The organism is Serratia sp. PAMC26656 (assembly GCF_016469055.2).
Lineage (GTDB): Bacteria > Pseudomonadota > Gammaproteobacteria > Enterobacterales > Enterobacteriaceae > Serratia > Serratia plymuthica.
Window position 1 is genome coordinate 970762 of the sequence record NZ_CP150486.1, and the last position, 17257, is coordinate 988018.

Genomic DNA, 17257 nt, shown 5'->3' on the forward strand with positions numbered 1-17257 from the left:
CTGTTTAACATATGGCTAAAAGCCGGCGGCGCTGCCGTTGCTGCGCGGGTCAAAAGCGCCTTCCAGCATGCCGTTGGTATGACGAACGATGGCGCCGGCGTGGCCGACCGCCTCGCTGAAATCGGGCAGCAACTCCACCTCATGGCCGCGCCGGCGCAGATACTCCACGGTTTCTGCGCTGAAACGGCCCTCCAGCTTCAGGGAGTCCGAGCTTTCGCCCCAGGTGCGGCCGAGCAGCCAGCGCGGCGCGCTGATGGCCTGTTGCAGCGGTAACCCTTGCACCACGTGGCGGACAAATACCGCTGCCTGGGTTTGCGGCTGGCCGTCACCGCCCATTGACCCATAGACCAGGATACGCCCGTCATACAGGCGTGCGGCAGCCGGGTTAAGGGTGTGGAACGGCTGTTTGCCAGGCGCCAGCGCCAGCAGGTGGGTGGCATCCAGGCTGAATGATGCGCCGCGGTTTTGCCACAGCACGCCGCTGTGCGGCAGAACGACGCCGCTGCCGAATTCGTGATAAATGCTCTGAATAAAGGACACCGCCAGGCCGCTGCTGTCCATCACCCCCATCCAAACGGTGTCGCCCGGGCCTTTGCCTTTCCCCCAGGCGGCGGCCTGGTGGGGATTGATGCGTTTGGCCAACGCATTCAAATGTTCGGCTTCCAGCAGCGCCTGCGGATCCTGCGTCATATGGCGGGGATCGGTGATGAATTGATCGCGCAGGCCGAAAGCCAATTTGGTGGCCTCCACAATGCCGTGCACCACGGCGCCTTCGCTTTGGCCGGCGAGCGGCAGCCGATCGGTCAGCCCGAGGATAGCCAGCGACACCAGGCCCTGAGTGGGCGGCGTCAGGTTGAAGACTTCGCCTTTCTGATGCTCCAGCCGCAGCGGCGTGCGGCGGCGTGGCCGGTAATCCGCCAGATCCTGCGCGGTGAGCGGCATACCCAGCCGGGCCATATCTGCTGCCATGCTGTGCGCCAGTGGGCCGCGATAGAAGCTGTCCAACCCGTCTTCGGTCAGCGCTACCAGGGTATCTGCCAGTTGCGGCTGGCAGAAACGCTGGCCGGCGTGAGGGATTTCCCCGTGCGGCAGGTAAGTGCGGGCAAAATGTTCCAGTTCCGCCAATTCATGATACTTGCTGCGGGTGGCGGCTTCCTGCGAGGCGGTGACCGGGATGCCGTCCGCCGCATAGCGAATGGCATCGGCCAACAGGCGCGGCAGCGGTAACGGCTCATTGCCCAATTCGGCGGAGTAATCCAGCGCGGCTTGCCAGCCGCCGACGGTACCGGCTACGGTCAGCGCCGCCTTCGGCCCACGGTGCGGAATGTGGCTTTCACCGGCGTAGAAATCCAGCGTAGCCAGAGAACCGGCGGCACCGCTGGCGTCAATCGCGACCGGATCGCCCTGCGGCGGAACAATCAGCCAGAAACCGTCGCCGCCCAGGCCGTTCATGTGCGGGTAAACCACCGCGATAGTGGCGGCTGCGGCGACCATCGCCTCAATCGCATTACCGCCTTCGCGCAAGACCGCCAGCGCACTTTCGCTGGCGAGGTGATGCGGTGTGACCGCCATGCCCAATGGCGCGGTGTTGCTGTTAATCATTTCTTGGCCCTTTTTTGAGGTCAGCATCTGATTCAGTACAAGCAAGAGGCGTTCCATATTTTTTCGGGGGGCAATAATTGCTTGCCAGCGGGTGGATTGGCCGTGTTATGTTCCGCTGAAACGAACGTTACAGCCGGAGTGGCGATGAAGCAGATTGATGAACGCCTGCGCAGTGAATACCCACAGTTGACGCCGCAGGAACAGCGGGTGGCCGATTTTATCTTCGATCACTTCGATGACCTGATCAGCTACAACAGCGCCGAGCTGGCGCGCCTGAGCGGCGTTTCCAAGGCTACCGTCAGCCGTTTGTTCAAGCGACTGGGCTACCAAAGCTACCGCGAAATGCGCGACGAACTGCGTACCCTGCGCCAGAGCGGCATGCCGTTGACCGATAACCGCGATGCGGTGCAGGGCAACACCCTGCTGGCGCGCCACTACAAGCAGGAAATGGCCAATCTCACGCACTGGGTGAACCATATTGATGCAAACCAGTTCAACGCGGTGATCGCCGCGCTGGTCCAGGCGCGGCGGGTGGTGCTGATGGGGTTTCGCAACAGCTATCCGGTGGCGATGCACCTGCGTCAGCAACTGATGCAGGTGCGCGAAAATGTGTTGCTGGTGCCACAGCCTGGGCAGACGCTGGCCGAAGAACTGGTCGATCTGAGTACGCAGGATGTGGCGGTGGTGGTGGCATTTCGCCGTCGGCCGCGCCAGTTGCGGGCGTTGCTAACGCAATTGCAGGCCCAACAGGTGCCGACGCTGCTGGTGTGCGAACCACAGGCGCAGGCGTTGATCCCGCTGGCGAACTGGCATCTGGCGGCGCCGCTTGACAGCGTTTCCGCCTTTGACAGCTACTCCGCCGCCATGAGCCTGGCTAACCTGCTCAGTAACGCTTTGCTGCACGAGACGTTGGCGCAAGGGCGGCAGCGCATTCATCAGATCGCTGACCTGTATAATGATTTGGACGAGCTGGAACAGCGCTGATCTCAGCGCTATTTTGGTGCTTTTGCACTTTGATGGTGCGCTTTTTTCCCCATGTTATGCCTTTCCTCCGCCGCTGCAGCGGCAGGGGCAATCCCCTCCTGATGCCTTAAACTACGGGCAATAAAGCAGAACGCTCCCCGCGCAGCTGGTTGGCACATTAGTTGCAAAGTGATAATCAAAGAATCTTTTGTTTCATTACTTCACCATCGGGGATAATCTATGAACTTCAAGAAAATCGGGGTAGCGACATTGGGTGCGGTTTTGCTGATGGCGCAGGCCGCCTCGGCGATGGCGGATCAATTACAGGAAATCCAGCAGCGCGGCGTGCTGCGAGTGGCGGTGCCGCAGGACTTCCCGCCGTTTGGCTCCGTGGGAACCGATCTGCAGCCGCAGGGTTATGACATCGACATGGCGCATTATCTGGCCGACAAGATGAAACTTAAGTTGCAGTTGGTGCCGGTCACCAGCGCCAACCGCGTGCCTTATCTGCAAACCAACAAGGTTGATCTGGTGATCTCCAGTCTGGGCAAAAACCCGGAACGCGAGAAGACGATTGCGTTTAGCCGTGCCTATGCACCCTTCTTCCTCGGGGTCTTCGGGCCGAAAGAGGCGGCACTGGGTGATGCCGCACAGCTGGACGGCAAAACCGTCGGCGTGACGCGCGGTGCGGTCGAAGACATGGTACTGAGCGATACCGCACCGAAGGGCGCGCAGATCAAGCGCTATGAGGATAACAACACCACGCTGTCGGCCTACCTGTCCGGTCAGGTGCAGTACATCGCCACCGGTAACCTGGTGGTGAGCGCTATCGCGCGGCAGAACCCGACCAAAGCGCCGGTCGCCAAGTTTATGCTGAAAGACTCGCCGTGCTTCGTCGGCCTGCGCCTGGGTGAACCGGCGTTGAAAGCGAAAGTGGATGAGCTGATTGAACAGGCATTGAAGGACAACACCCTGAACGGCCTGTCGGAAAAATGGCTGAAAGCGCCGCTGCCGGCCAACCTTGGTGCATAACGGGAGCGCCTGATGACCTATCAGCTGAATTTTCCCGCTCTGTGGCCTTATATGCCCGAACTGCTGGCCGGTCTGCTGACCACCATCGAGTTGACGGCGTTGGCCACCCTGATGGGCGTCGCGCTGGGGATTTGCGGCGCGGCGATCCGCAGCGGCAAGGCTAACCTGCTTAGCCATATTTGGGGCATTTACGTCGAGGTAGTGCGCAATACGCCGTTTGTGGTGCAGCTGTTCTTCATCGTGTTCGGCCTGCCGAGCCTGGGCTGGAAACTGACTGCCGGGCAGGCGGCGCTGTTGGCGATGGTGATCAACCTGGGCGCCTACAGTACCGAAATCATTCGCGCCGGTATTCAGGTGACGCCGAAAGGCCAGTGGGAAGCCGGGCGAGTGCTGGGGTTCAGCCGCAGCCAGACGTTTCTGCGCATTGTGCTGCCGCCGTCGTTGCAGCGGATTTATCCGGCGCTGGTCAGTCAGTGCATTATCGTCATGCTGGGATCATCGGTGGTGTCGCAGGTGTCGTTCGAAGAATTGACCTTCGCCGCCAACCTGATCCAGTCGCGCACTTTCCTCAGTTTTGAGGTGTATCTGGTGACGACGCTGTTTTATCTGCTGTTATCGGTATTGATGCGCCAGCTGTTGCTGGCCGCCGGACGGCGCTTTTTGGGGAGCCAGGGCTGATGCTGACTTTTACCGACTGGGACATTGTGCGCAATCTGTTGCTGGCGGCGCGCTGGACGTTGCTGCTGTCGCTGACGGCGTTCTTCGGCGGTACTCTGGTGACGCTGCCGCTGTTATTGCTGCGCCTGAGCAAGCGCAAGTGGGCGATGCGTTTTGTCCGCTTCTATTCCGAGCTGTTTCAGGGCACGCCGCTGCTGATGCAGCTGTTCCTGGCGTTCTTCGGCCTGGCGCTGTTCGGCATCGACGTCAGCCCCTGGACTGCTGCCGCGCTGGCGCTGACACTGTTCACCAGCGCTTTTCTGGTGGATATCTGGTCCGGCAGCATCGCCGCCCTGCCGAAAGGGCAGTGGGAAGCGTCGCGTTGCCTGGGGCTGAGCTTTGGCCAGACCCTGATGCGGGTGATTGTGCCGCAGGCGGTGCGTATCGCCATCGCGCCCACCGTCGGGTTTTCGGTGCAGGTGATCAAGGGCACCGCGTTGGCGTCGATCATCGGTTTTATCGAGCTGACCAAGGCTGGCACCATGCTGAACAACGTCACTTATCAACCGTTTAAAGTATTTGGCCTGGTCGCGCTGGGCTATTTCCTGATGTGTTACCCGCTGTCGCGTTACAGCCATTATCTGGAGAAGAAATTCCATGCCGCTCATCACAATTAATCAGGTTCAGAAATATTACGGCCAGAACCATGTGCTGAAGGGCGTGGATCTGGATATCGACATGGGCCAGGTGATTTCGATTATCGGGCGCAGTGGTTCCGGCAAGAGCACGCTGTTGCGCTGTATCAATGGACTGGAAGGGTATCAGGAAGGCAGCATCAAATTGGGCGGGATGACCATTACCGACCGCGATTCGCAGGCGCGTGAAATCAGCCGCTCCATCGGCATGGTATTTCAGAACTTTAATTTGTTCCCGCACATGACCGCGCTGGAGAACGTGATGCTGGCGCCGCGCCGGGTGCTGAAAAAAAGCCCCGCCGAATGCCGCGAACTGGCTGAGGAGATGTTGAACAAGGTCGGACTGGGCGAGCGAATGCACTATTCACCGGCCAATCTTTCCGGCGGGCAGCAGCAGCGCGTGGCGATTGCTCGGGCGCTGGCGATGAATCCGAAGGTGCTGCTGTGCGATGAAATAACCTCGGCGCTGGATCCTGAGCTGGTGGGTGAGGTGCTGAAGGTGCTGGAGCAACTGGCCAAAGAGGGTATGACGCTGATTCTGGTGACCCATGAAATGAACTTTGCTCGCGAGGTCGGTGACCGGGTGGTGTTTATGCACCAGGGCAAGGTTTGGGAGCAGGGCGACAGCCGCACGCTGTTCGCTAATCCGCAAACGCAGGAATTAAAACAGTTTATCGCTTCGGTCCGTGGGTTGACAGAGGCCTGACCGGGGCGAATGGGATAATAACTTATTAAGTTGATAAGGAATGAGCATGTTAGATATCACCCAGTTCGATCAGATTAATCCGCCGGCTCGCCTGTTGATGGGGCCGGGGCCGATCAACGCCGATCCGCGCGTGCTGCGCGCCATGTCGAGCCAGCTGATCGGTCAGTACGATCCGGCGATGACCGGTTACATGAATCAGGTGATGGAGCTGTACCGTGCGCTGTTCCGCACCGAAAACCGCTGGACCATGCTGGTGGACGGCACTTCGCGTTCCGGTATTGAAGCCATGCTGATCTCCTCGATTCGCCCCGGCGACAAGGTGTTGGTGCCGGTGTTTGGCCGTTTCGGTCATCTGCTGTGCGAGATTGCCCGCCGCTGCCGTGCCGAGGTGCACACCATCGAGGTGCCCTGGGGCGAGGTGTTCAGCGCCGATCAGATTGAAGACGCGATCAAGAAGGTGCGCCCGCGCCTGCTGTTGACGGTGCAGGGCGATACGTCCACCACCCTGTTGCAGCCGCTGGAAGAATTGGGTGACATCTGCCGCCGTCACGGCGTGTTGTTCTACACCGACGCCACCGCCTCCTTCGCCGGCAACCCGCTGGAAACCGACGCCTGGGGGCTGGACGCGGTATCCGCCGGCCTGCAGAAATGCCTGGGCGGCCCGTCCGGCAGTTCGCCCGTTACCCTCAGTCCGCAGTTTGAAGAGATCGTCCGCCGTCGTAAATGCGTGGAGCAGGGCATTCGCACGGCTGACCATGCCGACGGCGATGACGAGATGATCTACTCCAACTATTTCGATCTCGGCATGATCATGGATTACTGGGGCCCGGAGCGGCTGAACCACCATACCGAAGCCACCAGCATGCTGTTCGCCGCACGCGAGTGCGCCCGGGTGATCCTGGAAGAAGGGCTGGAAAATACCATCGCCCGCCACAAACTGAACGGCGCGGCGATGCTGGCCGGCATTCAGGGGATGGGGCTGGCGGTGTTCGGCGATCTCGATAATCGCATGAACAACGTGCTGGGCGTGGTGATCCCGCAACAGGTTCACGGCGAGCAGGTGCGTCAGATGATGCTGAATGATTTCGCCATCGAGATCGGCACCTCGTTCGGCCCGCTACAGGGCAAGATCTGGCGTATCGGTACCATGGGTTACAACGCACGCAAAGACTGCGTGTTGCAGACCCTGACTGCGCTGGAGGCGGTACTGAACCGGCTGGGCTTCGCCAGCACGCAGGGCGAAGCCTTGCAGGCGGCCTGGAATACCTACGACGCCGGGATCCGCTGATGGCGGCGCTGTTAACCGCCCAGGAGGCGGAACAGGCGGCGGCTCGCGTTATGGCGCGCTGCGATGCGCTGGCGGCGATCAGCGCCACGCCGGGCCAGCTGACGCGGGTCTATCTGTCGTCGGAACATCGGCGCGCCAACCAACTGGTGGGCGACTGGATGCGTACCCTTGGCATGACTGTGCATCAGGACAGCGTCGGCAATATCTGCGGCCGTTACGAAGGCCAAACGCCAGGCGCACCGGCGCTGCTGCTGGGTTCGCATCTGGATACGGTGCGCAATGCCGGCCGCTATGACGGCATGCTCGGCGTACTGACCGCACTGGAAGTGGTGGCGCATCTGCATCGGCAGCAGCGGCGTTTGCCGGTGGCGGTGGAGGTGATTGGCTTCGCCGATGAAGAAGGCACCCGCTTTAGCGTTGCCTTATTGGGTAGCCGGGGTATCACCGGGCAGTGGCCTGCCGAGTGGCTGGAACGGACCGATGCCGAGGGGATCAGCATGGCGCAGGCGCTGCGCGAGTTTGGGCTGGATCCGGCGGCGGTGGGTGAGGCTAAGCGTGCGCAACGTGATATCTGCGGCTATCTGGAGCTGCATATTGAGCAGGGGCCTTGCCTGGAAGCGGCCGATTTGGCGCTGGGGGTGGTGACGGCAATCAACGGCGCTCGCCGGCTCAACTGCACCTTTACCGGCGAGGCGGGCCATGCGGGCACCGTGCCGATGGGGCAACGTAAAGACGCGCTGGCGGCGGCGGCAGAATGGATGGTGGCAGTCGAGGCGATCACCTCGGCCTGCGATCCGCATCTGGTGGCCACCGTTGGCCGAATCGAAAGCCTGCCGGGAGCGGTCAACGTCATCCCCGGCGAGGTAAAACTGTCGCTCGACGTGCGCGGCCCGGAGGATGGCCCTCTGGCCGAGCTGTTGGCGCAATTGCTGGCACAGGCTGAGGCGATCTGCGCGCGCCGGGGGTTGAGTTTTGCCAGCGAAGAGTTTTACCGCATAAATGCAACAGCCTGTGATGCAAATTTGCAACGGCGTTGGCAGGACGGCGTGATGCAGGTACAAGGCCGCAGCATGGCGCTGCCGAGCGGCGCCGGGCACGATGCGATAGCCGTGGCGGCCTGCTGGCCGGTGGGTATGCTGTTTGTGCGCTGCGACCGCGGTATCAGCCACCATCCGGCTGAGGCTGTCACTCACGCCGATGTGGCGTTGGCGATTCAGGCCTACTGCCAGACGGTTGTCAGTTGGGAGGAAGCCTGATGGATTTGCAAGCGTTTAACCGGCTGTCGCCGCTGGAAGTTGAGCGGTTGCTGCGCCCCTGCGTGGATATTCCGTCCTGGATCGCGGCGGTGATTGCCGCCCGGCCGTTCGCCGGCATTGATGCCGCACTGGCGTTTGCCCGGCAGGCGTCACAGCGCTGGCAGGAGGAGGACGTCAATCGGGCGTTGGCGCAGCATCCACGCATCGGTGAACGCGCCAACGGTGCTGGCCGCGAGGCGCAGTTTTCCCAACGAGAGCAGGCGGCGGTCAATACAGAGGACGCCGCGCTGACCGAAGCACTGCTGGCAGGCAATCGGCGTTATGAAGCGCGATTTGGTCAGGTGTTTCTGATCCGCGCCGCCTGCCGCGATGGCCAGGCTATATTGCGTGAGCTGGAGCGCCGGTTGAATAACCATGCGGAGCAGGAACGGCGGGAAACCGCCGAACAGCTGCGCGAAATCGTGATGCTGCGTTTTAAGGAGTTACTGAGCGATGAGTAATATCAGCACCCATATTCTGGACACTTCACTCGGTAAACCCGCGGCAGACGTGCGGGTGTGGCTGGAGAGAGAGCACGACGGGCAGTGGCGGATGCAGGCCGAAAGCCATACCGATGCAGACGGCCGCGCGCGCGACCTGACGCCGGATGGCCTGACCGCCGGACATTACCGTCTGTATGCCGATCTCGGCGGCTATTTTGCCGCAGGCCGGCGTGACACGCTGTACGCCACGGCGATTATCGATTTTGTCGTCGGCGATGCGGCACAGCATTACCATTTACCGCTGTTAATCAGCCCCTATTCGTACTCGACCTACCGCGGCAGTTGATCTGATCCACTGACGTACCCTCGGGCGCGGCGTACCGCGCTCCCGGATTCAATCACCCAGTAAATGGGGGAAATATGGCTCTGTCTCAGGATAAGGGTGCGGCCTCGTGCTGCCCGGAAGATGAAAAACTGCCGCTGGGAAAAACCTTTGCTTTCGGCCTGCAGCATATTTTAACCATGTACGGTGGAATTATCGCGCCGCCCTTGATCATCGGTTCGGCGGCGGGTTTAGGCGCGCCGCAGATTGGCATGCTGGTGACGGCGGCGCTGTTTGTCAGCGGGCTGGCGACGTTGCTGCAAACCCTCGGTCTGCCCGGTCTGGGTTCACGCCTGCCGCTGGTGCAGGGCGTTTCCTTCGCCGGGGTGGCGACCATGGTGACCATCGTGACCGGGGACGGCGGGCTGCCTGCGGTATTCGGTGCGGTGATCGCCGCCTCGCTGGCGGGGCTGTTGATCGCGCCGTTTTTCTCGCAAATTATCCGCTTCTTCCCGCCGGTGGTGACCGGCACCGTGGTGACGGTGATCGGTCTGTCGTTGATGCCGGTGGCGGTGCGCTGGGCGATGGGCGGCAACGCCAAGGCGGCGGATTGGGGGGCGACCGGGAATATTGGCTTGGCCGCTTTCACGCTGGCGGTCATTTTGTTGCTCAATAAGATCGGTTCCCCGACGTTGAAGCGGTTGTCGGTACTGCTGGCGATGGCCGTAGGCTGCGTAGCGGCGGCGCTGGCGGGGAAAGTGAGCTTTGCCGCCGTGGGCAACGGGCCGTGGCTGGCCTTCCCCGAACCTTTCGCCTACGGTTGGCCAACCTTCGAGCTGAGCGCGATCCTGTCCATGCTGTTGATCGTACTGGTGCTGTTGACGGAAACCACCGCCGGGCTGATGGCGGTGGGGGAAATTGTGGGTTCGCCGGTCAATTCGCGTCGTATCGCCAAGGGGCTGCGCGCCGATATGCTCTCCAGTGCGCTTTCGCCGGTATTTAACTCATTCCCGCAAAGTTCGTTTGCCCAGAATATCGGCCTGGTGGCAATCACCGGCGTGAAAAGCCGTTTTGTGGTCAGTGCCGGGGGCGCCATTCTGGTGCTGCTGGGGGTGTTGCCGGTTCTCGGGCGGCTGGTGGCCTGCATTCCGCCGCCGGTATTGGGCGGCGCCGGCGTGGTGCTGTTCGGTTCGGTGGCCGCCAGCGGCATTCGCACTCTGGCGAAGGTGGAGTATAAGGACAACATGAATCTGGTGGTGGTGGCGACGGCGATTGCCTTCGGCATGATCCCGATTGTGATGCCGACTTTTTACGATCAGTTCCCGAATTGGGTCCGCACCTTGCTGCATTCAGGTATCAGCGCGTCGTGTCTGGCGGCGTTGCTACTGAATCTGTTGTTCAACCGAATCGATATGGTGGAGAAAAATGCGACGGAAGAGGAGCTTTCCTGAGGAGAGCGGGCGCAGCGGACTGCGCCCGGAAGGATCAATGGATCAATCGTGCCGCAGGAAGCTGTCGGCATCGCGCCAGGCCGGAAAAGCGCTGCGGTAGCTCTGCAGGTTTTCCAGCGACAGTTCTGCGTCCAGCCTTGCGGCGGCGCCCGGTTCCGCCTGCGCCAGCGTTTCCCCCTGCGGGCTGATGATCAGGCTGTCGCCGCTGTAGTTCAGCCCGTTGCCGTCTTCGCCAACGCGGTTGCAGCCGGCCACGTAGACCTGATTCTCAATGGCGCGCGCGGCCAGCAGCGTTTGCCAGTGTTTGCTGCGCGGCGCCGGCCAGTTGGCGACGTACAGCGCCAGATCGTAATCCTGCTGATAGCGGGACCACACCGGGAAGCGCAGGTCGTAACAGATCTGCGGCAGAATGCGCCAGCCGCGCCACTCGAAAATCTCGCGTTTTTTACCGGCGCGGTAATGCAGATGCTCGCCGGCCATGCGGAACAGGTGGCGCTTATCGTAAGCATGCACCCGGCCGTGAGGTTCGACCAACAGGAAACGGTTGACCGCGCCCTCGGCAGTTTTCAGCGCCACGCTGCCGCCGACCAGGGCGTTGCTTTTGCTGGCCCAGCCGTGCAGCCAGGCGATCACCTGTTGTTCCGGCAGCGCACTTTCCCCGGCGTCCATCGCGAAGCCGGTGGTGAACATTTCCGGCAGAACGATCAGATCTCGGCCGGTCAGCGGTGCCAGCAGCTCATCGAAATGGCGCAGGTTGGCTTCGCCGTCGCGCCAGACCAGCGGTTGCTGCAACAGGGTAATTTTTAAAGTCGACATAACCGCTCCGCAGCCGCATCCAGCGTGGCATCCTGTTTAGCGAAGCACAGCCGGATCAATTTATGAGGGAAAGGATCTGCACAGAAGACCGACAGCGGAATGGCCGCCACGCCCACGTGCTCAGTTAACCAATGACAGAAAGCGACGTCATCCAAATCGGAGACCGCGCTGTAATCCGCCAGCAAGAAGTATGTACCTTCACAGGGTAAAATTTCCAGTCGGCTGTTTGACAGCGCCTGCACAAAGCGATCGCGCTTGGCGCGGTAAAACGCCGACAACTGTTGCCAATGCACCGGCTCGCTGCGCAGCATATCCGCCAGCGCCAGCTGTGCCGGGGTGTTGACCGAGAAAGTCAGGTATTGATGCACTTTACGTACTTCGGCGCTCAGCGCGGCGGGGGCCACGCAGTAACCTACTTTCCAACCCGTCATGTGGAAGGTTTTGCCGAAAGAAGATACCGCAATGGCGCGTTGCCGCAGTTGAGGATGGGCCAGCACGCTGGCATGGCCGCCCTGGGCAAAGCAAATATGCTCATACACTTCGTCGCTCAGCACATAGATTTCGTGATCGCTAATGGCGTGCCACAGCTGTTGCATATCTTCTGCCTGCCAGGTGGTGGCAGACGGGTTGTGCGGCGTATTGAGGATCACCAACCGGGTACGCGGCGAAAGCAATTCGGCAAACTGCTGCCAGTCCACGCCGAATGCAGGCGGCTGTAGCGCAATGCGCTTCAATGTGCCGCCGGACAGCGTGACCGCCGGCGCATAGCTGTCGTAGCTCGGGTCGAAACAAATCACTTCATCGCCGGGGCGCACCAAGGCGCTGATGGCTGCGAACAGCGCTTCAGTGGCGCCGGCCGTCACCGTGACTTCGCTGGCGGCGTCCGGCAGCCAGCCGTACAGCCCGGCAGTTTTCTCGGCGATGGCTTCGCGCAATGGCGCAACACCGGTCATGGGGGCATATTGGTTGGCCCCCTGGTTGACGTGCCAGGCCAGGCGATCTTTCAGATAATCCGGGCCATCGAAATCGGGGAAGCCCTGCGACAGGTTGATCGCCTGATACTGCGCCGCCAGCGCACTCATCTGCGTGAAAATGGTGGTGCCCAGAGCGGGCAATTTACTGTCGGGAATCAATGCTGACGTGCTCATAGCAGGCTAATACTCCTGGCGCTTAGGTTGCCGTCAATATAACACGATGTTAGTATTTGGCAATCAAGACGCTTAGATGGCTAAATGAAGAAAAGATCTAACGATATAAGCAAATCATTCTAAGCTTCACCTGCTGGACGACCTTACTGACCGGGAAAAATAATGACAGAAAATCCGCAACTTACAGCGCTATTGGCTGCCTGCCACTGGATTGGCGAAAAGGGCTGGTGCCCGGCGACCGGCGGCAATATGTCGCTGCGTCTCGACGATCAACGTTGCCTAGTCACCGAGTCCGGCAAGGATAAGGGCAGCCTGACCGACGCGGACTTCCTGCTGGTGGAAACGGCGAACAATCATGTGCCGAGTGGCCGCACGCCTTCGGCGGAAACCGGCTTGCATACCCTGATTTACCGGCTGTACCCGCAGATTGGTGCGGTGCTGCACACTCATTCGGTGAATGCGACCGTACTGTCGCGCGTTGAACGCAGCGATGGGCTGGTATTGCAGGGCTATGAAATGCAAAAATCGCTCGGCGGCCAGAGCAGCCATCTGGACAGCGTGATGATTCCCATTTTCGATAACGATCAGGATATTCTGCGGCTTGCGGCGCGCGTGGCGGCTTATACCGAAGTGACGCCGCTGCAGTACGGTTTTCTGGTTCGTGGACACGGCCTGTATTGCTGGGGTCGCCAGGTCGCGGAAGCCCGTCGTCACCTTGAAGGGCTGGAATTCCTGTTCCAGTGCGAACTGCAACGCCGTTTACTGGAGGCTAAATGATCCGCGCCATCGTCACCGATATTGAAGGCACCACCAGCGATATTCGCTTCGTGCATCAGGTGTTGTTTCCTTATGCGCGCGAGCGGCTGGCGGAGTTTCTCTGTCAGCACGCTGCCGATGCCGAAGTGGCCGCACCGCTGGCCGCGCTGCGGCAGGAGATTGACCAGCCGCAGGCAGACATTGAGCAACTGATTGCCGCGCTGTACCGTTTTATGGATGAAGATCGCAAATCCACCGCGCTGAAGGCGCTGCAGGGCATCATTTGGCGCAGCGGCTACCAGAACGGTGATTTTCGCGGTCATCTGTACCCGGAAGTGGCTGGGCAACTGGCTGCCTGGCAGCAGCAAGGGTTGACACTGTACGTCTACTCTTCCGGCTCGGTGGAGGCGCAAAAGCTGCTGTTCGGCTACAGCGAGGCCGGGGATTTGCAGCCGCTGTTCAGCGGCTATTTCGATACCCACGTCGGTGCCAAGCGTGAAACCGCTTCGTACCGAAATATTGCCGCTGAAATCGGTATCGCACCCGACGAGCTGTTGTTCCTTTCCGATATTCATCAAGAGCTGGACGCCGCACGCGCCGCAGGCTGGCGCACTTGCCAGTTGATCCGCGACGACGCCGATGCGCAGAGTCGGCACCCGCAGGTTAACCGTTTTGATCAGATCGATTTAGGGGAGTTTGCCTCATGAGTGGATTGACCATTTTCAGCGATAAAGAGCCGCAGCAGCCAATATGGCAAAGCCAGGATGCCGAGGCCATTCAACGGCAACTGACGCAAATTGGCGTGCGCTTCGAGCGCTGGCAGGCGGATCGCGAACTGGGTGAAAACCCGGAGCCGGCGGCGGTGATTGCCGCCTATCAGCACGAGATTGATCGGCTGGTGGCGGAGAAGGGGTATCAGAGCTGGGATGTGATCAGCATGCGTCCGGATAATGCGCAACGCGAAGTCTTGCGCAGCAAATTTCTTTCCGAACATACGCACGGCGAAGATGAGGTGCGCTTCTTTGTGGCCGGCGCAGGGCTGTTCTGCCTGCATCTGGATGGCAAGATCTTCCAGATCCTGTGCGAGAAGAACGATCTGATCTCGGTACCGGCCAATACCCGTCACTGGTTCGATATGGGGTCGGCGCCCAACTTTACCGCGATCCGCGTCTTCGATAATCCGGAGGGGTGGGTCGCGCATTTCACCGGCGACAGGATCGCCGATGCCTATCCGCGCCTGGATTAACATTTAACGGGGCGGCTCTCGCGCCCCGTGATTAATTACCCCAGCGCCCGCTGGAAAATCCCGTCATTGACCTGTTGCGGCGTAATTACGCCGCTGTCGAACACCCAACCGCTAATCAGCGCCGCAGGCGTCACGTCAAACGCCGGGTTATAAACCGGGGCATCGGCAGGCGCCCACTGGCATGATCCGAAACTGCCGGAGACGCCGGTCACTTCAGTTGCGGCCCGTTGCTCAATCGGGATGGCTGCGCCGTTCGGGCAGTGCGGATCGTGGGTGGTGTGCGGGGCGGCCACGTAGAACGGAATGCGGTGATAGTGCGCCAACACCGCCAGGCTGTAAGTGCCAATCTTGTTGGCGACGTCGCCGTTGGCGGCAATGCGGTCTGCGCCAACCCACACGGCATCTACCTGGCCCTGCGCCATCAGGCTGGCGGCCATCGAATCGCAAATCAGCCGGTAGGGAATGCCGAGCTCACCCAGTTCCCAGGCGGTAAGGCGGCCGCCTTGCAGCAACGGACGGGTTTCGTCGACCCACACCTGTTGTACTTTCCCTTGCTGATGGGCGCGCAACAGCACCCCGATAGCCGTGCCGATACCGGCGGTCGCTAGACCACCGGTATTGCAATGAGTCAGCAGGCGGCTGCCGGGTTGCACCAGTTCCGCGCCATGATCGGCGATCCGATCGCACAACTGACGGTCCTCTTCCACCAATCGCAACGCTTCTTCCACCATCGCAGGCACCCACTGCGGTTGTGCCAGAGCCTGCTTCATGCGGTCCAGATTATTCATCAGATTAACCGCTGTCGGGCGCGAGGCGCGTAAGGTGGCCAACGCTTGCTCCAGTTCTTCACGCGGTAGACCGCGTTCCGCCAGCAGCGCCAGCAACAGGCTGGCGGACAGGCCGATCAGCGGTGCGCCCCGTACCCGTAAGGTGAGGATGTGATCGACCAACTCCTCCACGGTGTCACATTGGCGCCACTGTTTTTCCTGCGGTAAAGCCTGCTGATCGAGGATCCAAAGTCGGTTGTCACTCAGGGTCAAACTGGTGGTGTTAAGCGATTGCATCGGCAGTTAAATCCTTGTTGCGTTGTTATTGCATCTGAAAAGGTATTCTGCCAACATGCCATACGGATGTATAGACGTCCAAATGCTTTTACGTCTAAAAAATAACGTCGCTGTGTCAGTGAGAAAAATCAGAGGGGTTGGGAATGTCGCTTTATCGTACGTTTACTGCTGCCGATGCCGTTGAATATGCTCGCCAATACGGGCAGTTGGCCGATCCGCAGGCGCTGGTGAGCGCTGACGAGATTGGTGACGGCAACCTGAACCTGGTGTTCAAAATCCGCGATCGCGACGGCGTAAGCCGGGTGATCGTCAAACAGGCGTTGCCGTACGTACGCTGCGTGGGCGAATCCTGGCCGCTGACCCTGGATCGGGCGCGCATTGAAGCGGAAACCCTGTTGATCCACGGCGGCGTTTGCCCACGGCATACGGTGAAGGTGCTGCATCACGATCCTGAATTGGCGGTGATGGTGCAGGAGGATCTTTCCGATCACCACATCTGGCGCAACGAGCTGATCAAAGGCCACTATTACCCGTTGGCGGCCGGACAATTGGCGGAATATCTGGCGCAAACCCTGTTTCATACCTCCGATTTTTACCAGACGGCGCAAGAAAAAAAGGCCGAGGTCAGCCGCTTCACCAACCCTGAGCTATGCCAGATCACCGAAGATCTGTTCTTTACCGATCCCTATATCGATCACGAACGCAACCAGTTCGACGAGGCGTTGCTGCCGCAGGTGCGATCGCTGCGTGACGATACCGCGCTGAGGCTGGCCGTGGCCGGGCTGAAACACCGTTTCCTCAGTAAAGCGGAAGCGCTGCTGCACGGCGATATTCACAGCGGCTCTATTTTTGTTGCGGAAGGCAAGCTGAAGGCGATAGATGCCGAGTTTGGTTTCTATGGCCCGATAGGTTTTGACGTCGGCAGCGCGTTGGGTAACCTGTTGCTGAATTACTGCGGTCTGCCTGGCCTGTTAGGGCCGCGCGATGCCGCTGCCGGGCGGGAGCAGCGCCTGCAGGACGTGCGTGAACTCTGGCTGATTTTTGCCGATCGCTTCCTGGCATTGTGCCACCAACAGACCCGTGAGATAGCGCTGGCGGTGCCGGGCTATGCCGAACAATTCCTGCAGCAGGTGTGGACCGATGCCATAGGTTACTGCGGCAGCGAGCTGATTCGCCGCACTATCGGCCTGGCACACGTCGCCGATCTGGACAGCATCAGCGATGCCGAAATGCGCGCCGAATGCCAGCGCAGCGCCCTGAGCCTGGGCCGTGCGCTGATCGTCAACGCGGCGCAGATTGAGCATATCGACGCACTGCTGGCGCGTATCCGCCAGAACGGCTAGGCGTTGTTTGGGCACCGCCGGTAGGAAGAGGGTGCTCATGGATCCTCTGTTTAACAACCAACGGGCGGGGCGAACCCCGCCGTTGGGTTGCCTTACCCTTCGGATTCGTAAGCCAAAATGGCCGCAACCTCCGTGTCTCCCAGTTTGATGCGCAGTTCACATAGCGAACCGCGGGTGATCAACATGAACGCAATCAGCGTCATGCAGATAATCATCAGCCTTAGAATGACCCGTTCTTGCTGCATTTCTGACCTCCTTATCCTTGCCTTCCGGCGGGTAAGAGGCTAACCTGATGTTGCTTAGACATTCAGAGTGGCCTCGGGTTGATAATATCGACTCGGGGCCTTTCTCTTTCTACCCTTCGTCTTTCAAGCTGCAGCGTTGTTGGCTGCAACATGAAATCCATTGGGTTAATCCGTTGCTTATGCCC

General features: G+C 60.3%; 19 protein-coding genes. 14 read left to right on the forward strand and 5 right to left on the reverse strand.

Going from position 1 to position 17257, the window contains the following annotated elements; all coding sequences use genetic code 11:
• Positions 1 to 15: 15 nt before the first annotated feature.
• Positions 16 to 1602 (reverse strand): gamma-glutamyltransferase family protein, encoded by a 1587-nt coding sequence (locus JEM67_RS05125; RefSeq protein ID WP_199636657.1) that lies wholly within the window; start codon positions 1600 to 1602, stop codon positions 16 to 18.
• A gap of 144 nt (positions 1603 to 1746) precedes the next feature.
• Between JEM67_RS05125 and JEM67_RS05130 the strand changes: the two genes are divergently transcribed.
• From JEM67_RS05130 to JEM67_RS05175, 10 genes are all read left to right on the forward strand, one after another.
• The gene (locus tag JEM67_RS05130; RefSeq protein ID WP_013811613.1) at positions 1747 to 2586 is read left to right on the forward strand and encodes a MurR/RpiR family transcriptional regulator; all 840 of its coding nucleotides are present in this window, start codon (positions 1747 to 1749) and stop codon (positions 2584 to 2586) included.
• Positions 2587 to 2805: 219 nt separating this feature from the next.
• On the forward strand, positions 2806 to 3597 hold the full coding sequence (locus tag JEM67_RS05135) for a transporter substrate-binding domain-containing protein (protein ID WP_197912127.1): 792 nt from the start codon (positions 2806 to 2808) through the stop codon (positions 3595 to 3597).
• 12 nt (positions 3598 to 3609) lie between these two features.
• Positions 3610 to 4275: an amino acid ABC transporter permease gene (locus tag JEM67_RS05140; protein WP_004949021.1), complete on the forward strand. Its 666-nt coding sequence runs from the start codon at positions 3610 to 3612 to the stop codon at positions 4273 to 4275.
• Entirely contained in the window at positions 4275 to 4931 is a 657-nt protein-coding gene (locus tag JEM67_RS05145) for an amino acid ABC transporter permease (RefSeq protein WP_013811615.1), read from the forward strand. The genes JEM67_RS05140 and JEM67_RS05145 overlap by 1 nt, the downstream gene beginning before the upstream one ends.
• Positions 4912 to 5655, forward strand: coding sequence for an amino acid ABC transporter ATP-binding protein (locus JEM67_RS05150; protein ID WP_004949026.1), 744 nt, complete (start codon positions 4912 to 4914; stop codon positions 5653 to 5655). The genes JEM67_RS05145 and JEM67_RS05150 overlap by 20 nt, the downstream gene beginning before the upstream one ends.
• 46 nt (positions 5656 to 5701) lie before the next feature.
• Complete coding sequence (locus JEM67_RS05155) at positions 5702 to 6943, forward strand: pyridoxal-phosphate-dependent aminotransferase family protein (protein ID WP_199636656.1); 1242 nt, start codon at positions 5702 to 5704, stop codon at positions 6941 to 6943.
• The gene (gene hpxK, locus JEM67_RS05160) at positions 6943 to 8199 is read left to right on the forward strand and encodes an allantoate amidohydrolase (protein ID WP_199636655.1); all 1257 of its coding nucleotides are present in this window, start codon (positions 6943 to 6945) and stop codon (positions 8197 to 8199) included. Before JEM67_RS05155 ends, hpxK begins: the two co-directional genes overlap by 1 nt.
• Positions 8199 to 8699: a 2-oxo-4-hydroxy-4-carboxy-5-ureidoimidazoline decarboxylase gene (gene uraD / locus JEM67_RS05165; protein WP_199636654.1), complete on the forward strand. Its 501-nt coding sequence runs from the start codon at positions 8199 to 8201 to the stop codon at positions 8697 to 8699. Before hpxK ends, uraD begins: the two co-directional genes overlap by 1 nt.
• Positions 8692 to 9027, forward strand: a complete 336-nt coding sequence (gene uraH, locus JEM67_RS05170; protein WP_013811619.1) for a hydroxyisourate hydrolase — start codon at positions 8692 to 8694, stop codon at positions 9025 to 9027. Before uraD ends, uraH begins: the two co-directional genes overlap by 8 nt.
• 74 nt (positions 9028 to 9101) lie before the next feature.
• Positions 9102 to 10454, forward strand: a complete 1353-nt coding sequence (locus tag JEM67_RS05175; RefSeq protein WP_199636653.1) for a nucleobase:cation symporter-2 family protein — start codon at positions 9102 to 9104, stop codon at positions 10452 to 10454.
• Positions 10455 to 10496: 42 nt separating this feature from the next.
• On the opposite strand, the gene JEM67_RS05180 is transcribed toward JEM67_RS05175, so the two are convergent.
• A complete protein-coding gene (locus tag JEM67_RS05180; RefSeq protein WP_199636652.1) occupies positions 10497 to 11270 on the reverse strand; it encodes an amidohydrolase in 774 nt (257 codons plus the stop codon).
• A complete protein-coding gene (locus JEM67_RS05185) occupies positions 11258 to 12418 on the reverse strand; it encodes a pyridoxal phosphate-dependent aminotransferase (protein ID WP_199636651.1) in 1161 nt (386 codons plus the stop codon). The genes JEM67_RS05180 and JEM67_RS05185 overlap by 13 nt, the downstream gene beginning before the upstream one ends.
• 162 nt (positions 12419 to 12580) lie before the next feature.
• Here JEM67_RS05185 and JEM67_RS05190 point away from each other — a divergent pair, with 162 nt between their 5' ends.
• Genes JEM67_RS05190 through JEM67_RS05200 form a run of 3 tightly spaced genes read left to right on the forward strand, consistent with a single transcriptional unit; the run spans position 12581 to position 14420 of the window.
• Positions 12581 to 13195 carry a methylthioribulose 1-phosphate dehydratase gene (locus JEM67_RS05190; RefSeq protein ID WP_199636650.1) on the forward strand — a complete coding sequence of 205 codons (615 nt, stop codon included), beginning with the start codon at positions 12581 to 12583 and terminating at the stop codon, positions 13193 to 13195.
• Entirely contained in the window at positions 13192 to 13881 is a 690-nt protein-coding gene (gene mtnC, locus JEM67_RS05195) for an acireductone synthase (protein WP_199636649.1), read from the forward strand. Before JEM67_RS05190 ends, mtnC begins: the two co-directional genes overlap by 4 nt.
• Positions 13878 to 14420 (forward strand): 1,2-dihydroxy-3-keto-5-methylthiopentene dioxygenase, encoded by a 543-nt coding sequence (locus JEM67_RS05200; protein ID WP_013811625.1) that lies wholly within the window; start codon positions 13878 to 13880, stop codon positions 14418 to 14420. The genes mtnC and JEM67_RS05200 overlap by 4 nt, the downstream gene beginning before the upstream one ends.
• Before the next feature lie 35 nt (positions 14421 to 14455).
• Here JEM67_RS05200 and mtnA read toward each other — a convergent pair whose 3' ends face one another.
• A complete protein-coding gene (gene mtnA / locus JEM67_RS05205) occupies positions 14456 to 15484 on the reverse strand; it encodes an S-methyl-5-thioribose-1-phosphate isomerase (protein WP_199636648.1) in 1029 nt (342 codons plus the stop codon).
• 143 nt (positions 15485 to 15627) lie between these two features.
• Between mtnA and mtnK the strand changes: the two genes are divergently transcribed.
• Positions 15628 to 16827: an S-methyl-5-thioribose kinase gene (gene mtnK, locus JEM67_RS05210; protein ID WP_199636647.1), complete on the forward strand. Its 1200-nt coding sequence runs from the start codon at positions 15628 to 15630 to the stop codon at positions 16825 to 16827.
• Between the two features lie 92 nt (positions 16828 to 16919).
• Here mtnK and JEM67_RS05215 read toward each other — a convergent pair whose 3' ends face one another.
• Positions 16920 to 17072, reverse strand: coding sequence for a Hok/Gef family protein (locus tag JEM67_RS05215; protein ID WP_199636646.1), 153 nt, complete (start codon positions 17070 to 17072; stop codon positions 16920 to 16922).
• Between the last annotated feature and the right edge of the window lie 185 nt (positions 17073 to 17257).

Excerpts from the sequence above, each read along its gene's own strand:
- JEM67_RS05125 (WP_199636657.1), bottom strand. The coding sequence starts at position 1,602 with ATGATTAACAGCAACACCGCGCCATTGGGCATGGCGGTCACACCGCAT.
- JEM67_RS05130 (WP_013811613.1), top strand. The coding sequence starts at position 1,747 with ATGAAGCAGATTGATGAACGCCTGCGCAGTGAATACCCACAGTTGACG.
- JEM67_RS05135 (WP_197912127.1), top strand. The coding sequence starts at position 2,806 with ATGAACTTCAAGAAAATCGGGGTAGCGACATTGGGTGCGGTTTTGCTG.
- JEM67_RS05140 (WP_004949021.1), top strand. The coding sequence starts at position 3,610 with ATGACCTATCAGCTGAATTTTCCCGCTCTGTGGCCTTATATGCCCGAA.
- JEM67_RS05145 (WP_013811615.1), top strand. The coding sequence starts at position 4,275 with ATGCTGACTTTTACCGACTGGGACATTGTGCGCAATCTGTTGCTGGCG.
- JEM67_RS05150 (WP_004949026.1), top strand. The coding sequence starts at position 4,912 with ATGCCGCTCATCACAATTAATCAGGTTCAGAAATATTACGGCCAGAAC.
- JEM67_RS05155 (WP_199636656.1), top strand. The coding sequence starts at position 5,702 with ATGTTAGATATCACCCAGTTCGATCAGATTAATCCGCCGGCTCGCCTG.
- hpxK (WP_199636655.1), top strand. The coding sequence starts at position 6,943 with ATGGCGGCGCTGTTAACCGCCCAGGAGGCGGAACAGGCGGCGGCTCGC.
- uraD (WP_199636654.1), top strand. The coding sequence starts at position 8,199 with ATGGATTTGCAAGCGTTTAACCGGCTGTCGCCGCTGGAAGTTGAGCGG.
- uraH (WP_013811619.1), top strand. The coding sequence starts at position 8,692 with ATGAGTAATATCAGCACCCATATTCTGGACACTTCACTCGGTAAACCC.
- JEM67_RS05175 (WP_199636653.1), top strand. The coding sequence starts at position 9,102 with ATGGCTCTGTCTCAGGATAAGGGTGCGGCCTCGTGCTGCCCGGAAGAT.
- JEM67_RS05180 (WP_199636652.1), bottom strand. The coding sequence starts at position 11,270 with ATGTCGACTTTAAAAATTACCCTGTTGCAGCAACCGCTGGTCTGGCGC.
- JEM67_RS05185 (WP_199636651.1), bottom strand. The coding sequence starts at position 12,418 with ATGAGCACGTCAGCATTGATTCCCGACAGTAAATTGCCCGCTCTGGGC.
- JEM67_RS05190 (WP_199636650.1), top strand. The coding sequence starts at position 12,581 with ATGACAGAAAATCCGCAACTTACAGCGCTATTGGCTGCCTGCCACTGG.
- mtnC (WP_199636649.1), top strand. The coding sequence starts at position 13,192 with ATGATCCGCGCCATCGTCACCGATATTGAAGGCACCACCAGCGATATT.
- JEM67_RS05200 (WP_013811625.1), top strand. The coding sequence starts at position 13,878 with ATGAGTGGATTGACCATTTTCAGCGATAAAGAGCCGCAGCAGCCAATA.
- mtnA (WP_199636648.1), bottom strand. The coding sequence starts at position 15,484 with ATGCAATCGCTTAACACCACCAGTTTGACCCTGAGTGACAACCGACTT.
- mtnK (WP_199636647.1), top strand. The coding sequence starts at position 15,628 with ATGTCGCTTTATCGTACGTTTACTGCTGCCGATGCCGTTGAATATGCT.
- JEM67_RS05215 (WP_199636646.1), bottom strand. The coding sequence starts at position 17,072 with ATGCAGCAAGAACGGGTCATTCTAAGGCTGATGATTATCTGCATGACG.